Origin of the sequence: Streptomyces sp. BF23-19 (assembly GCF_041106355.1) — a bacterium.
In the GTDB taxonomy this organism is placed as follows: domain Bacteria; phylum Actinomycetota; class Actinomycetes; order Streptomycetales; family Streptomycetaceae; genus Streptomyces; species Streptomyces virginiae_A.
Window position 1 is genome coordinate 13,544 of the sequence record NZ_JBGBPT010000070.1, and the last position, 15,209, is coordinate 28,752.

13 protein-coding genes and 1 pseudogene are annotated in these 15,209 nt (G+C 69.8%); 8 read left to right on the forward strand and 6 right to left on the reverse strand.

Annotated features, from left to right (window positions below; translation table 11 throughout):
• Positions 1–47: 47 nt before the first annotated feature.
• Both AB8A24_RS31460 and AB8A24_RS31465 read right to left on the reverse strand, forming a co-directional pair.
• Positions 48–632, reverse strand: a complete 585-nt coding sequence (locus AB8A24_RS31460) for a hypothetical protein (RefSeq protein ID WP_369478199.1) — start codon at positions 630–632, stop codon at positions 48–50.
• Positions 633–1,459: 827 nt separating this feature from the next.
• Entirely contained in the window at positions 1,460–3,793 is a 2,334-nt protein-coding gene (locus tag AB8A24_RS31465) for an Orn/Lys/Arg decarboxylase N-terminal domain-containing protein (RefSeq protein ID WP_369478200.1), read from the reverse strand.
• An 817-nt stretch (positions 3,794–4,610) separates the two neighbouring features.
• On the opposite strand from AB8A24_RS31465, the gene AB8A24_RS31470 reads away from it, so the two are divergent.
• The 5 genes and pseudogenes from AB8A24_RS31470 to AB8A24_RS31490 all read left to right on the forward strand — a co-directional run.
• A complete protein-coding gene (locus tag AB8A24_RS31470) occupies positions 4,611–4,775 on the forward strand; it encodes a hypothetical protein (RefSeq protein ID WP_369478201.1) in 165 nt (54 codons plus the stop codon).
• 13 nt (positions 4,776–4,788) lie between these two features.
• A complete protein-coding gene (locus AB8A24_RS31475) occupies positions 4,789–5,397 on the forward strand; it encodes a ferredoxin (RefSeq protein ID WP_369478203.1) in 609 nt (202 codons plus the stop codon).
• Positions 5,398–5,813: 416 nt separating this feature from the next.
• A complete protein-coding gene (locus AB8A24_RS31480) occupies positions 5,814–7,406 on the forward strand; it encodes an ISL3 family transposase (protein WP_369478204.1) in 1,593 nt (530 codons plus the stop codon).
• A 70-nt stretch (positions 7,407–7,476) separates the two neighbouring features.
• Complete coding sequence (locus tag AB8A24_RS31485; protein ID WP_327380642.1) at positions 7,477–7,839, forward strand: hypothetical protein; 363 nt, start codon at positions 7,477–7,479, stop codon at positions 7,837–7,839.
• Positions 7,840–7,979: 140 nt separating this feature from the next.
• Positions 7,980–8,352: pseudogene (locus tag AB8A24_RS31490) on the forward strand (transposase); the annotation flags it as partial.
• A gap of 74 nt (positions 8,353–8,426) precedes the next feature.
• On the opposite strand, the gene AB8A24_RS31495 reads toward AB8A24_RS31490, so the two are convergent.
• Positions 8,427–9,161, reverse strand: a complete 735-nt coding sequence (locus tag AB8A24_RS31495) for a GNAT family N-acetyltransferase (protein ID WP_369478205.1) — start codon at positions 9,159–9,161, stop codon at positions 8,427–8,429.
• A 271-nt stretch (positions 9,162–9,432) separates the two neighbouring features.
• Between AB8A24_RS31495 and AB8A24_RS31500 the strand changes: the two genes are divergently transcribed.
• Positions 9,433–10,662 carry a PQQ-binding-like beta-propeller repeat protein gene (locus AB8A24_RS31500; RefSeq protein WP_369478206.1) on the forward strand — a complete coding sequence of 410 codons (1,230 nt, stop codon included), beginning with the start codon at positions 9,433–9,435 and terminating at the stop codon, positions 10,660–10,662.
• Here AB8A24_RS31500 and AB8A24_RS31505 read toward each other — a convergent pair.
• The 3 genes from AB8A24_RS31505 to AB8A24_RS31515 all read right to left on the reverse strand — a co-directional run bounded on the left by AB8A24_RS31505 (position 10,644) and on the right by AB8A24_RS31515 (position 13,050).
• Positions 10,644–10,967, reverse strand: coding sequence for a hypothetical protein (locus tag AB8A24_RS31505; RefSeq protein WP_369478207.1), 324 nt, complete (start codon positions 10,965–10,967; stop codon positions 10,644–10,646). The two genes, AB8A24_RS31500 and AB8A24_RS31505, sit on opposite strands and share 19 nt — an antisense overlap.
• A gap of 143 nt (positions 10,968–11,110) precedes the next feature.
• On the reverse strand, positions 11,111–11,356 hold the full coding sequence (locus AB8A24_RS31510; protein WP_369478208.1) for a hypothetical protein: 246 nt from the start codon (positions 11,354–11,356) through the stop codon (positions 11,111–11,113).
• A gap of 1,139 nt (positions 11,357–12,495) precedes the next feature.
• Positions 12,496–13,050, reverse strand: coding sequence for an XRE family transcriptional regulator (locus AB8A24_RS31515; protein ID WP_369478209.1), 555 nt, complete (start codon positions 13,048–13,050; stop codon positions 12,496–12,498).
• Between the two features lie 799 nt (positions 13,051–13,849).
• Here AB8A24_RS31515 and AB8A24_RS31520 point away from each other — a divergent pair.
• Together AB8A24_RS31520 and AB8A24_RS31525 are read left to right on the forward strand one after the other, a co-directional pair.
• Entirely contained in the window at positions 13,850–14,134 is a 285-nt protein-coding gene (locus AB8A24_RS31520; RefSeq protein WP_369478210.1) for a hypothetical protein, read from the forward strand.
• Positions 14,131–14,835, forward strand: a complete 705-nt coding sequence (locus AB8A24_RS31525) for a restriction endonuclease (protein WP_369478211.1) — start codon at positions 14,131–14,133, stop codon at positions 14,833–14,835. The genes AB8A24_RS31520 and AB8A24_RS31525 overlap by 4 nt, the downstream gene beginning before the upstream one ends.
• The last annotated feature ends 374 nt before the right edge of the window (positions 14,836–15,209 follow it).

Sequence of the window (15,209 nt, forward strand, 5' to 3'; positions counted from 1 at the left end):
TTTGACCGGTCGGCAGGTCCTAGTTGCCGGCCTGGCCCCCTTGGTTGTCACGGGTGGCGGTAGCCGTTCACGTACCTGCGGGCGGCCGCCTCGCTCGTGCCGAGCGCGGTCGCTACCGTCTCCATCGGGATCCGGCCGACCTGCACCGCAAGAGCCGCGTCCGCACCCACCCCGGCGATCAGATACCTGAGGTCCGCGAGGGCCTTCAACGCCACGAGCGGATCCTTCACCGCAGTGGTCTCCAAGCTCTCCTTCAGGTCGGTCAGCAGAGCGATGAGGGGTTCCGGGAGGGGGACGGCGGCGTCCCGGACCACGGTCAGGTGCGCGCCGTAGTCCGCGATCGGCCCGGTCAGATCGACGTCGGCCTCGTAGAGGGGCTTCCGGTCGTCGAGCACGGTCCAGTCGAGGGGGTACTCGGCCGCTCCGCGCCAGCCGCACGCGCACGCACCGCGCAGGAGGGCGGCCTTCGGGCGGCCGAACCGGCCGTCGTACGCGTGCCATTCCGTGGTGGACGGCACGTGCGAGCCGCTGCCCACGTCGAAGTACACCGGCCCCGGCTCGGTGCCGTCCTCCAGCAGCACCCCGACCGAGCCCTCGTGCGCAGCACCCAGGTCCCTCAGCGTCCGGTCCACCACACCCCACCCCTCCCCGTCATACGGCCTGTGCGGGCCGGATCGGTGCCGGGCCCCGCCGGTTCCAGCGTGCCGCACCCGCCCGGCCGCATGCCCGCGTCCGGTGAAAGTGCCACCCCCAAGGGAACGCTGCGCCGTCCCGGACCCCATCAGGACGCCAGGGTGCGGGGCTTGCGCAGCCAGAGCAGCCATCCCGCCGCGCCGGCTGCCACTGCGAACAGGAGGGCGTCTTGGACGTGGTTTGCCGACCCCGGGGGAACCGTGAGCATTCTGACTCCACCCGTGCCGTCGGGGTGAGTCCTGGTTGAGTGTCTGGTGCCGCGAACAGTCGCGTCAGGGCCGTCGTCTGCCGCTCATCCGCGCGGTCGACGCCACCTGCGCCCTCCTGGCCGACGGGCATCGGAGAGGGTGTGGAAGGCGAGCTGACCGTTTGGCGGGGAAGGTCGGTCCGCCCAGGCTGTGACCCCGGGCTTGGATCGATCGGGCCCAGGTGTACAGGGCCCCGAACCTCGCCAGGGCACGCACCCGAACTGAAGTTGTGGTCCTGCGGTTCGGTACCTGTCTGTCCGGTGGCAAGGCCCCGGCGGAGAAGCCCGGGGCCGAGCAATCCCGGCATCGCCCCGTCCCGTTGGTAGGGCGGGCTCGCGTTCCCGGTGCCTTGGTGGCGAGCGCCGCCGGGGCACCGGGAACGCCCGGAAGGGGGCCGAGGCCGGGTGTGTGTTAGGCCCGGATCTCGTTGACGGGTTTTGGCAGTGGCTGGTGATTCCGCCGGCTGGCGGGGAGCGCTACTCGAACTGCCCGGGCCAGAAGACGACGCGAGGGGAGGCTCACTTCATCTGGATGCCCAGGCGTACGCATTCGATGAGGTAGTCCCCGGTGTCGGCATCGATGGTGACACCGTGGGCCTCGCTGTGGAATCCGGGGAAGGCTCGGTCGAACGCCTCCAGCGCGGACAGGTAGCGCAGGACCGGACCGTTGAGCGCGCCGAGTGCTTCTCCGGGCATCAGGACGGGGATCCCCGGGGGAGTCACGGTGACCATGGCCGCAGCCACCCTGCCGGCGGCCTGGGCGAGGGGGAGGCGTTCCGTGCCGCCCCGGATCAGCTGCCGGTAGCACGCCTGGGGTGGGGCGACGGGTTGCGGCAGCTGCTGGAAGGCGGTGTCCAGGGCGTCGATCAGTTCCGCCCGGGTGAGGTGTTCGTGCATGTCCTGGCAGAGACCGCGCAGGGTCGTGCCGCTGTAGCGCTGCGGGTAGCGCTCGACGAGGTCCGGCAGTACTTGGCGCAGCGGGGTGTCGGCGTCATGGAGGGCTTTGAAGTCCATGAGGGCGTCCATCAGGGTGCCCCACTTGCCCTTGGTGATGCCCATGGAGAACAGGACGAGGGTGGTGTAGGTGTCGGTCTTCTCCACGACGATGCCGCGGCCGGCCAGGTACGCGGTGAGGATGCGGGCGGGGATGCCCCAGGAGTCCGCCTCGCCGCGCGCGTTGACGCCGGGGCAGGTCAGCGTCACCTTGATGGGGTCCAGGAGGCACTGGCCCTCGCCGAGTCCCTTGAAGCCGTGCCAGTCCGCCTCCGGGACGAGCTCCCAGCAGCGGGGGTCGGAGGCCAGGAGTGCCGGGGAGGCGTCTGCGAAGGCCACGGTGGTCCCGTCGGCCGGGTCGGTGACGGTGTCGGGCTGCCAGACGCCGAAGAACCACGGCAGCCGGTCCCCGGCCTCCGCGATCCGGCGCCCGGTGCGGACGAGGGCCTGCCGGAACCGCACGGCCTCGGTCACCGCCTCGTTCACCAGCCACTCGCCCTGCGGTCCGTCCATCATCGCCGCGGCCACGTCCAGCGAGGCGATCACCGGGTACAGCGCCGAGGTGGTGCCGTGCATCATGAACGTCTCGTTGAACCGGTGGTGCTCGACCGGTGCTCGGGGTGAGGACTTCACGTGGACCATGGCGCTCTGCGACAGGGCGGCCAGCAGCTTGTGCGTCGACTGGGTCGCGAAGACCGTGGGCCGCTCGTCGCCCTCGAAGGTGTCCGGCCCCACGGCCATGCCGTACCGGCCCGCGTACAGCGGGGAGAAGCGCGCGTAGGCGAACCAGGCCTCGTCGAAGTGCAGACGGGGCGTGCTGGGAGCCAGGGCGCGCGCGGTTTGCACGGTGTCGTAGCACAGGCCGTCGTACGTCGAGTTCGTGATCACCGCGTACTGGGCCTCGGGGGACACCGCTCCCGGAGTCAGGGGGTGGGCGGCGATCCTGGCGGCGACCGCGGCAGGCGCCGTCTCGCGCGCCGGGAGCGGTCCGGCCAGCCCGTATCCGTTGCGGGTCGGGACGAGGTAGACCGGGCGTGCACCCGAGATCACCAGCCCGTGCAGCACCGACTTGTGGCAGTTGCGGTCCACCAGGGCGATCTCGTCGGCGGTGACGCAGTAGTGGCCGACCATACGGTCCGCGGTGGAGTCGCCGTGGAGCACGAAGTACGTCCGGTCGGCGCCGAAGATGCGGGCGGCGTTGCGCTCGGCTTCCCCGATGGGGCCGCTGTGCTCGAAGAGGGAACCCAGTTCCTCCACCGAGATCGACAGATCGGTGCGGAAGAGCCGCTCACCGTAGTAGTCGAAGAAGGCCCTGCCCACGGGCGACTTCAAGAAGGCCACGCCGCCCGAGTGCGCCGGGGTGTGCCAGGAGTACTCGTGGGCGTCGTCGAACCGTCGCAGCGCTTTGAAGAACGGCGGCAGGACGGAGTCGCCGTACTCCCGGGCGGCGTTGAAGACCCGGCCCGCGATGAAGGACGGCGTGTCCTCCAGAGGCCAGATGTATCCGACGGCGGTCTCCGCCACCCACAGGGGGAGTCGGTCCAGACCGTGGTCCGATTCCTCGCTCATGACGACGAAGACGGGCAGGGCCGTGAACCGGCGGGTGATCTGGCGCAACACGGCCGCTCCCCGGCCGTCGCCGTCCTCGCCGGTCTCGGACGGCAGGTCCCATGCGACGACCGCGGCCGACAGGCCCGCCTCCGTACGCAGGGCGGCGCAGGCCGCCTCGACGGTCCGCGCCCACCGCACCTCCAGGCCGCGATTCTCCAGCTCCTTGCCGATCCTCCGCAGTTGGTCACCGCCGACGCCCCGGCCCAAGGGGTCCTCGCGCAAAGCCAGCAGGACACTACCGTTCGCCATGACACTCTCCACGTGCGTCAACCCATCCCGACCTGCCAAGCATCGAGTTCAAACACCACGGACCGGGTCGAAATCCGGCGACCCTCACCCGTTCGGCAGGGGCGCACGACAGGGCACCCCTCGTTCCGCAGACCTAAGGCCGAGCGAATGACGGCTCGCGCAGGTCTGGTTATCCGCTATCCGTTATCCGGGTCGGGCGCCGCCGGGCCTCTTCCACGACTCCGCGACTCCGCGGCGCATCGCCGCAGCCGACCGGGGGCAACGGTCCGGGGTGTCACCCGAGGGCGCAGGCCCAGGCGGGCCTTGACCCCGAATGTTGAACACATCCATACGGCTTGGGCCCGCAGTTATCACTCCAGCCCACAACGCCCCACACGACCGCGAAGGTAACCCTCGGCGACCGCTCCCCAAGATCTGCCAGACCCCGCTGGACTCCGTCGCAGACATGAGGCGATGGAGGGGGAGGCGGGTGCGTTCCGGACGATGCCGGTGAGGAACACGGCGAGGACCAGGACTCCGAAAGCCCGGCACCAGCGAGCCGGCCCGGACAGGATCACCCACGCGCCCATGTACGGACACCAGAACCGGCGGAAGGCCACGCCCCCAGCCCACAGCGCCATACAGACCGCCACGGTGACCAGCACCCTGGTGAGGCCGGTGCCGCCGAGCAGGTGGCCGGTCACGGCCGCCGTGGCGAGCATGGCCTCCGCGGTGCCCCCAGGGCGACGACGCCACGCACGGCACGGTCCGGGTCGAACGCACACAAGGCTGTACGCGCATCCTGAACGGCTTCAATGCGGTAGCCGACCCGGCCCCGGTGGCCGAAGACGAACTCCTCCAGCTCGGCGAGGGCCTGGCGCCGGTGGGCAGTGCCCTGGCGGGCGACGCGGATGAGATCCACCAGTGCGGGGGCAGCGCCAACGGGCTGCGCCCGCTGCCCATATCGACCTGGGCGGCCTCCCTTCCCACCCGCGCCGTCTGACAGGATGCGGAGCATGAGCTACTGGGACCCACTGCCGGCCGTCCGGGCCGCGGAGAGCGGGCCGCTGCCCGCGCCGGACGGCGGCACGTGGCTGCCCTCCGCGGACTACCGCGGCCGCTGGTGGAACCCCCGCCCCGAACGCTGGGCGGAACGCGACTGGCGCAACGTGCCGGGGCCGTTCTACGGGGCCGGGACCGACACGTGCTGGATGGGCCGGCTGATCGCGCCCGCGCACGTGCTCTACGACGACGAGTGGGGCGCCGAGTTCGTCTACCGGCAGCCCCGTGACACGGCGCAGGCGCTGGCTCTGCTGGGCGCGGTCGCGCAGGACCCGATGGTCGGGTACGCCCGCGACGGTGACGACCACTGGACCCCGGAGCTCGTCCGCGACTGGTGGAGGAAGCGGGGCCGGGTGCGGGAGTGGGCCGCGGCCCTGGACCGTACGTGGTCCGTCTCGAGCCGGGCGGAGGAGCGCGAGGCGGCCGGCGGGGGCCGGGAGTACGTCGCCTACATCGACGGAAGCCTCGCGCAGGACCTACGCCACTACCTCTTCTGGCTGTCCGAAGGCCGCCCGGCCAACCCCGGCGAACCCTTGCCAGCCCTCCCCCTGCGCGGGGCCTAGCAGGGGTCAGTGCCCAGGTTACGGCCCGCAGGACGCGCCCCTGCTGGGCCTGGATGTCGACGCCGCCCACTGGGGGAAGATCACCGGGCTGGATGCTGTCAACCGAGGCGGTGACCGGCGACGTGTGACGGCTGCCGGACCTGCCCGCGGTCGACAGCGCCACGGGGGCTGTGGCTTTATTCACGGGCCTCCAGCCGCCCCCAGCGCCATCGCAACTCGTCATAAAACGCCTCCCAAAACGGGTTCTGGCACAGATCTTGGGGAGTCGTCGCGGAGCGTTACCCCGTTGTTCGATTGCGAGGAGACGCTTCGCGTGAGACCGCGTACGCCTTGGCATCCCTCGATCAGAATTGACGCTCCCTCAGGTGCCTGCCTGCCGCTGCTGCGCTCGGTTGTGGGCGGTGATGGTGCTGGTCATGCAGACCGATGCACCGTTCTGGGACTCGCTGGTGTTCGACGGGATCGACGATGTGGACGTCGAGGCGGTGACGGCCGCGTTCGGCACAGTCGAGGTGATGGCGAGAGGCCGCGCGGTGGGGGCGGCATGTCCGGACTGTGGTCGCTTCTCGGACCGAGTCCACGACCGGTACCAACGCAGGCTGAAAGACCTTCCGCTCGCTGAACAGGGCTTCGTGATCCTGCTGACGGTCCGGCGCTTCATCTGCGGAGCGGCGGACTGCCCGCGCCGGACGTTCGCCGAGCCGTTCTCACGGCTGGCCGTCCCTCACGCACGGTTCACAACGCGGCTCAACCGCGCCCTGGAGCGGGTGGGGCTCGCGCTGGCCGGGCGGGCCGGGGCCCGGCTGGCCGCCCAGTTGGGCTTCGGCGCGGGACGGATGACCTTGTTACGCAGGGTCATGGCATTGCCCGATCCACAGTTCAGCACGCCGCGTGTGCTGGGCGTGGACGACTTCGCGATCCGTCGCGGCCAGACCTACTCCACCGTCTTGACCAGCGTCGAAGACCATCGCGTGGTCGATGTGCTCCCGACCCGCGAAGCCGGGCCACTGGCCGCCTGGCTGATCCAGCACCCAGGCGTGGAGATCATCTGCCGGGACCGAGCTGGCGCATACGCCGAGGGCGCCCGCCGCGGCGCCCCCGACGCTCTGCAGGTCGCCGACCGGTTCCATCTGTGGCAGGGCCTCGGCCGAGCCGTTGAGACCTGCGTCGCCGCCCACCGCGACTGCCTGCGCAGCCCGTCGCCCACCGGCACACTGCCAGGCGCGACCCGTCCCGACCCCGCTCGGCCGCAGGACGACTCGGCACCTGTCGGCCGGCGGGCCGAACGGAAGAAGGCAGCACACGCCCTGGTCCACGAGCTCCTCGCCCAAGGCCACTCACGCCGGGCGATTGCTCGGCACCTGGGCTGGGGTCTCAACACCGTGCTCCGGTACGCGAACGCCGCACGCTGGCAGGACACCTTTCGCGAGAACCGGCCCCGGTCCAGCAAGCTGGACCCCTACAAGCCCTACCTGGAGCGGCGATTCGCCGAGGGATGCACCAGCGTCACCCGACTGCACGGCGAACTCATTGCCGCCAACGCGCCCGTCACCTACCAGATGGTCCGCGCCCACATCGCGACCCTCCGCAGGACTCCGGCCGACGCGGCACCGCGGCCGCCGTCGGTGCGGCAGGTGACCGGCTGGCTCACTCGCCACCCCACCGCCCTGACCGAAGATGACCGCGCCGGACTGAAGGGCATCCTTGCCCGCTGCCCTGAACTTGACACGGCCTCCAGGCATGTCCGCGAGTTCGGCGAGATCCTCACCGGACGCCTCGGCGCCACACTCCCCACCTGGATCGATGCCGTCGACGCCAGCCAGCTACCCGGCCTCACCGGCTTCGCACTCCATCTGCTCCGAGACCTCGACGCAGTGACAGCCGGTCTCACTCTCAACTGGAGCTCCGGCAGTATCGAGGGAGCCGTCAACCGCATCAAGAAGATCAAGCGGCAGCTCTATGGCCGCGCCAGATTCGAACTTCTCCGAAAGATGATCCTGCTCCAGTAGCACTACGAGACGCTCCCCAAGAGCTGCGCGAGAACCGAGAAGTACTGCGCAGGTCAGATACCTTGCAGACATGACCAGAGTGTTGCCTACTGACGTTGCTCACGTACTGGACACCGTTTTGAGCATGGTGGTGGACCCAGGTCTCGCGCTGCATCGGCAGATGCGGCATCTCCGACTGGAGAAGTGCTGTGCGTGCGGCTGCGGTTCGACGTACTTCAGTCTCGATGCGGACGGTGTTTCACCTGCACCCGCGCTTACGGGCACGCAGGTGGTGGCCGACATGGAACTGTTCGGCGCGGACGGAGAGACCGCCGGCGAGGTTCTGGTGTTCGCCGAGGACGGGTATCTGGCGTGGCTTGAGGTCTGCTCTTGGAGCGAAGACACCTTCACACTGATCGACGCACACCGGATCCTGTGCCCATGCGACCGATGAGTGCCGGATGAGCGACCAAAGGGGCACTGAAACAGGGGGCCCTGGGCTCGCGCCCCTCCCCCTGTAATCGAACGGCACCGTCGCTCTCCGCGACCGCTCCCCAAGATCTGTGCCAGAACCCCAAAACGGGTGACATAGCCACCCCCGCCGACCTGCACGACGCCGCTGCTGCGAAGGAAGTCCTCTTCCGCCTGCGTCTGATGCACCCCGAGATCACGATCCTCTGGGCTGACTCGGCGTACGCCGGAAAGCTCGTCGGCTGGGCCAAACGGCACCTCAACCTCACGATCAAGCCGGTCAGCCGGCCTAAGGACGTCTCCGGCTTCGTGATCCTGCCCCGACGCTGGGTTGTCGAGCTCGCTCGCTTGGATGATGCACGCACGCCGCCACGCGAGGGACTACGAACGGCTCATCCAGCACTCCGAAACCCTGATCACCTGGGCCGCCATCACCCTCATGACCAGGCGCCTCGCGCGGAAGGGGGCCACCCCCAGCTGGCCGAGGAAACCTCAGCCCTCATGACACGACGCCTGACCCGCGGCTACCGCGCGGGGTGGACTACAAAGCCAGCCTGCTGAGACCGGTCGTCACCGATGGCTCTCCTGGACGACCTCGATGGAGAGTTGGGCACCCATTTCCTCGAAACCCAACGCGGCAGCAACCCGCTGGGAGGCCACAGACACTGCACGCCACTGCGGCAACAATCCTTCAGCGAGAGCATGCGCGGCCGCCGCCGAACCCGTCACCCGCGCGAGGCCACGCCCTCGCGCATCTGGTGCCGTGAGCACGCTGAGGTGAGCGGTCCGGCGGAGCCAGACCTGATACCCAGCAGCAGCCACCACACGGCCGTCCTTGCGAACCACGAACGCGGGCGACGTAGTCTCGGCCAGAGCAGCTTCCGCAGCGTCCTCGTGCCCCGCCGCCTCCTCCAGACCGCACACCGCAGGGTGACGGCCGGGCAGTTGTTCCACCATCGGCGGTGCAACGGTCGGTCGGAAGCCTTCTGGAGACACGTACGACAACATCGCTGGACCGAGCACCCCAGCCACGGGCAGCACTTCACGGACCGCAGCGGCATCCACCACAGAATCCACCGGCATGCCCCAGAGCGCGTCGCGCACGATCACGCTCGCACTCTCAGTCGGCACGGTCACGATCGCCGATCCTCCGAGAGCCACCACCCCGACCCAGCCAACCGGGCACAGCCCCGATTCCGGGGACACAACCACGTTCACACCACCCTTCGGCGCGAACGACACCGGCACCCGGGCCAGGTCCTCCCATAGCCCCTGGGCTCTGGCAAGCAGCGGATCCATCGACATGGCCTTGATCCTGCCAGTCGGAGCAGGCTGACCTGGCGAATTAGTCAGCATAGATCGTCAGCAACGAAGCGGAACTGGAGGCAACGCGATCCCGACGATTAGAAACACGCACTCACGACTCGGGAACACCCCGGGGACCGGCGGTCGGAAACGAAAACCCAGCGGGTCGGCGCTCGAATCGAACTATCGTGTTGGGCGCCATCGGTGACAGTCATGAGACGGGGTAGCAATGCGGTGGGGAAATCGGATGCGGCAGTGTGCCGCTGCGGCAGTGAGCACGACGCTGGCGATGACGGTGTTGGTCGCATGCAGTCAGGGAAGTGACGCGCCGGACCCGAAGTCGCCCGGCACGAGCGGGTCGCCCCGGTCCGATGTAACGAAGCCCGGCCGTCCCGCCTTCGATCCGCCCATGCGTTTCGAAGGGCCAGGGATCGATTTACTGGGCGCCCGACAGCCGAGTACGACGAGCGGGGGAGCGTCGCGGCCTGCGGTCACGCTCGCCAACGGGGTCGCCTTCGTCACTGCCGAGGAGGGGATGGAGGCGATTGACACGCAGACCGGAGAGCCGCGGTGGGAGGCGAGGCCGAAGAACGCCGCTGAGAAGGGTGGGTTCGGCAGCGACCGCGCCTCGCCCCTCGTGTCGGCTGATGGGAAGACGGTGTACGCCGCCTGGAACAGGTGGGTGAAGGGCGAAGGAACGGCACCGGGCCGGGCGGTGATCGAGGTACTTGCTGTCGACACCGCCACCGGCAAGACAGCCGGGTCAGCCGAGATCCCGGCTGCTCCCAGTTCGACCGGGCTCTCTGCGACCCCTATCGGCGCAGACGAAATCCTCGCGGCGCGGGTGATCGGAGCAGATGCGACTACGGTGGTGGTCACTGCAGCCGATACGACGTACGCCGTGGACCCTGTCGCGGGCACGGTCCGTTGGAAGAAGGCCGATTTCCTTGCCGTGGTGCTGGCTGACGGCATCGTCGCCGGTGGTGAGAGGACGGGGTTCAGGGAAGGGCGCCTTACCGGACTGTCCGTGACCTCGGGCGACCAGCGTTGGACGATCAGCGATGCCAAGCGGCCCGCAGGGGTCGGGTCCGGGTTGCTGACCGCCGTGCTCGGTGCCAAGACGCTCGTCGTTGACGCTGCCAAGGGCGAGCAGCGCTTGGCCCTTGACGGGGGCTGGGGATGCCGTTACGACCAACAGTCTCTGGTCCTGTGCTCCGGTGGTGCCACCGGGTCCGGTCGGGGCATTGCGGTGTTCGATGCCACTTCGCTCGAGAAGCGGTGGGCTCTGCCCGACGGATCCGGCCGGAACGTGCCGAGGGTCAGCGGATTCTGGCACGGGGCCGTGTACGGGGAAGTGGTGGCGGACGAGAGCCTGGTCCTGGACGGCAGGACGGGGCAGGACCGGGAGACATCAGCTGGTGCGGCGCCCACCGAGATCGACCAGTTCGGCGGCGTGGCCTTTGGGGCCGGTCGTCCCACGTTCTATCGCGCTACACGCTGAGACAGCCGCAGCAACAGGGCCAGAGCCTGCTTGCCCATGGCGTCCTCGACGAGGGGCAGCTGCCGCGGGGCCTCCTGGCGGAAGAGCTGCTGGATTCGTTCCGCGTCGGTTTCGATGCCCCGGCGGCGGCTAGCCCGCCGGAGCATGGCCGTCAGCTTCCACATCTGCAACTTGGCTGCCAGGCCAGGCGTGGGCGCGACGGCCAGGATGCGGCGGGCGTCAGGGCGGGTCAGGGTTCCCGGCTTGTCCCTGAACGCCTCGATCATCGCCGGGAAGTGCAACCCGCAGTGCACCTCTACGTGCAACCGTGGAGCCCCCTCCCGGTGCAACCCTCACCGGGCCCGCGAGGCGGCCAGCTTGCCCAGCACTAGGACGACGTCGCGGCCGCGGTGGCGACGTCACCCAGTTTCTCCCCGGACCGGGCAATCACTCGGCGGGGCACCGGAGGTCACCGGCGGCGCAGGGCGAGCGCCACGCCGAACGCGGCGGCCAGCGCCGAGGCCACCCCGCCCACGGCGCCGATCGGCCCGGCCAGCGAGCGGTGGACCACGCACAGGTAGCCGGTGGCGCCCAGGACCAGGACGACGACGATCCCCATGACCAGGAGCAGCACGGGATCGGTGCTCGGGGGCTGCGGGGCCGGCTGCTGGGGCTGGGGCTGGGGCTGGGGCTGCTGGTCGATGGTGGCGGACATGAGGGGTTCCCTCCCGTTGTTGGTCTACGGACGATCCGCAGACTGCGGCGCGGAGCACCTAGCCCCGCAACCCCTGGTGTCTTGACCGGGCGGCCAGACAGCAGGAGGGGCGGCGCAAGGTTTTGCCTGGCACCACGCTGCGGGCCGGGCGGGATCCATTCGATAGCGCTGACGTGCAGGAACTCCCCCGATCCCCTGTCTGAAGAATCTTGAATGAGGGGGTTGCGTGTGTAGGTGGGCGGGACTTCCTGGCCCCTTCCGGCTATTGAATGGCCGCTCGGCGGGGCGTACGAGTCCCACCTTCACGGCCCCCGGCGGCGCCGGGGAAGGGGTTCCGGTTCCCCCCTTCAAAAGGGGAACCGGGACTCGCGGATTGATCGAGCGCCGACCCCTGGGTACCGGCCCGCGCCCCGCTACTCCCCCAGCGCCTCCGGCCGCCCGCAGGGCCCGTCTGGCCGCCGAGCTGGCCGAGCTGGCCGTCGAGGACCCGGGCGGGCCAGGCCGGGCTTCGGCGGCATCAACATGACCGTGACGAGCTCGCGGGGTCGTGTGCCAAAGCTCGGTAGCTGTCACTGGCGGCCCCGAATAGGCTGCGCAAGCATCCGGGGCGAAGCAACCCGACTGTCACCAGAGAGGCACGGTACTTGTCACCCACAGCCGATCGCCGGCCTTCCTGTCACCGGGCCAAAGCGTGACTCGCGAGGACCTCATCGCCATGCTTCGCGAACAGACCCCGGCATGCGGACCTGCCCGTGACGCCTTGATTGCCGGGGGTGCCTTCGCCGTTTGGGACGGTCTGGTCCCTGCCAACCGGCACGCGGGTGTGTTCGCGATTCGAATCCGCACAGCTGCTCGGCGCGGCCACATAGTCGAGGGCCTTGCCGCCACTGTCGACATCCTCCGACAGGCGGGGGAAGAGCCTCTCCGTACCGGTCGCATTGACTCTGTGGATATGGCGTCCGTGTTCACGATCTTTCTGAACTCCTCAGCAACAGAAGTCCTGGCCTGCGCAGGCGGGCCCCGGCCCTACCCCCTGCGAACGCCAGCCGACGCCCCCGAGTGACAACACACCGGCCTTGGTGTCAACTCTCGTGCTTCGGCTCAGGTCGGCGCAGCAGCAGGACGTGCCAGGCCTCTGTTCAGAAGGAAACGTCGAAGTAGTCGATGTCCGTGAATTCGACTTCGAGGCCGTTTGCGCGGGTTCCGCCGTCCTTGAAATAGATTTCCTGCAGTCCTTCGGCGACGATTGCACGCATGTGCTGGTCGCTCCCGCCCTCCGCGCGGGCCTCGAAGAGGCGCTGCGCGTACGCGGGCGGAAGGTGGACGGTGAGGCGTCGCATGCGGCCGTCGTCGGTGGTGCCGACGGGTGCGGTGTAGCCGAACCGGGCTCGCGTCTCCACCGTGATCCCCGTGCTCGTGGCGGCCTCCTTACGGCGGCGGCCGCGGACCACGGGCTGCCAGCGGGCCCGTACGGCTGTGTCGATGCGGTCCGCCACGTGCTTGGGCGGCGTCTTCCGGTCGCCCTTGCGGTAGCGCTCCACCGAGCGCTGACTGACGCCCAGCTGCTCGGCGACGGCCTTGGTCGACTTCAGCTGTCTGACCAGGAAGTTGATCCGGCCCTTCAGGGTCTTGGGCGGCTCCTGAGTGAACCCTTCGCGGTCCGCGCGGTCCAGGGCGTCGTCGATGTCCCCCACCGGCTGCGTGTCCTTCCTCTCGGCCCTGTCCCGGGCGCTGCGCCCGGGACCGGTTGCCCAGCCTGGTCTACGACCCGGTCGTCGGGCCGGCCGCCGTCGTGTGCAGGGCGGTCATATCGTCGTCCGTCGTGGTGGCAGTCTGCCCGACCCCGGAGAGGCCGTGTGGCCGCGTGGCGGGAGTGGTCGGTGCAGTGGATCCCGCTGCCTGAATGCCACTCCAGCACCGGGCCCACGGCGTCGCCGTGCTCCTGGCACCAGGAGACGGGAACTACGCCGCCGCAGTCGTATCGCCTGCACACGCACCGCTCGCCCGGCCCCGCGTACGCGATGCCGTGGCGGACCGGTCCGCCCGCCGGTCCTGACGCGGCGGTGCCGCGCAGGCCGGCCGGCCAGGCCAGCGTGAGGCGCAGGCTTCCTGATCCCGACCGGAACCGGTCGATCACCCGCACCTCCCCCAGCACCGCCAACCGTGCCATTCCCGGCGCAGTCAGCCGGCCCACCGACGCCCCGAACGCCCCGCCGTCAGGGCGGCCGGCTCGTCGGTCCGGCAACGGCCGTGGCCAGGTGCTCGCCGACCTGCCCGGCCGTGTCAGGTCGCAGGCGGATGGTGCGGCCGACCGCACGCGGTCCACGCGCCGCCTTCGGCCTCCCACATGGCGTGCCTCGCGCAGGTCAGCTGGTGTCCTCCCCAACCCGAAATGATCACCTGATGTGATCGCGGAGTGACGTGGTGTCAGAGCCAGGTGCTTTCATGGAGGCGCTGTGCGGGGAGCGCAGCCTGGCTGGGAAGGAATTTTGAATGCCGTCTGTCCGGGAGCACTTACGGAACGGGTCGATCGTGCGGGCGCACTGGCGGAACCCCGCCGGTTCCAGCAAGCAGGTCGGCCTGCTCGTCATGTTCGTGGTGGCGATGTTCGTTCTTGGCAGCAAGCCGATGGGTGGCGCTGCTCCGGTGGAGCAGGTGCCGGGGCCGCAGTCGACGGTGTATCCGATCAAGTGGCCGGGGTGGGACACGCCGGTCGTGGTGCCGACGCCGACGGTCTCGTATCCGATCGTCTTCCCCAGCCCGGGGAGCACTCCGTGAGCCGGCGCCCGCACGTTCGGCGTTCGAGCCGGGGCCGGCGTCCCCGCAGGCGTCAGGACACGGACCTGGAGAAGCTCGGGCTGCTCGCCCTGGTGGGCGTGGTGGTCCTCGGTGTGGTGGTGGGGGTGCTGCGGTGGCTGGCCGCGCATCCCTGGGTGGTGGTGCTTGCCCTCCTGGCGGTGGCGGCCGCGGGCGGGGTGTGGGTGTGGCGGCGGAGAGAGGCAGCGCAGTGGGAGCTCGTACGCTCCCAGGGCCTGCGCTACGCGGTCGAGCAGCTGGACCGGCTGCACCACCGGGAATTCGAGTTCGCTGTCCGGGACCTGATGCACCGCGACGGCTGCCGGGATGCCCTCCAGGTCGGCGGCCGCGGCGACAACGGCGCGGACGTGAAAGCCACCGACCCGTACGGCCGGCGCTGGGTCATCCAGTGCAAGCATCGCAAAGCCGGCTCGGCCGGGAAGCCTGTCGGTACCCCAGATCTCCACGTCCTCAACGGCACCAGCCGACAGGTCCACGGAGGTGACGTGCTGGTCATGCTCACCAACGGCCGGATTACAAGCAACGCCGTCACCTTCGCCAAGTCCCAGCGCCTGCACCTGGTCGATCGCCGCCTCCTCGCCCAGTGGGCCGCCGGATCCCGCCCCCTGTGGGATCTCCTTCGCGCCGTACCCCCACCCCGCAAACCGACCCCTCTGTCCTGAGCCCCCGGCAACGGACCCCGGGCGGCAACAGCCCGATGAAGCGGCCGCCCGCTTCCGGCGCGCTCACAACAACAGGCCACGGCCGCACCCACCGCCGCGGGCGTGACTGCCGCTGTCGCGGAGCCGACGCCCGCAGCCAGGCGACGTCGCTCGCCAGCCCTGCAGTCCCACATCGGTGAAAGCGGCGACCAGGGGCCGTCGCCGCCAGCGTTGTGCTGCTGGGCCGGCGAGGCCGGTGGGGCCGGGTTGCTGGTCAAGGTCAGCCGCAGGCTCCCGACCCGGTCCGCAACCGACTCCCCACCTTGATGCAGGCCAGCGGGCTGTGGAGATGTTCGGCTGCTGTCTACGGGAGGTGGCCACGGACGGCGACTGTC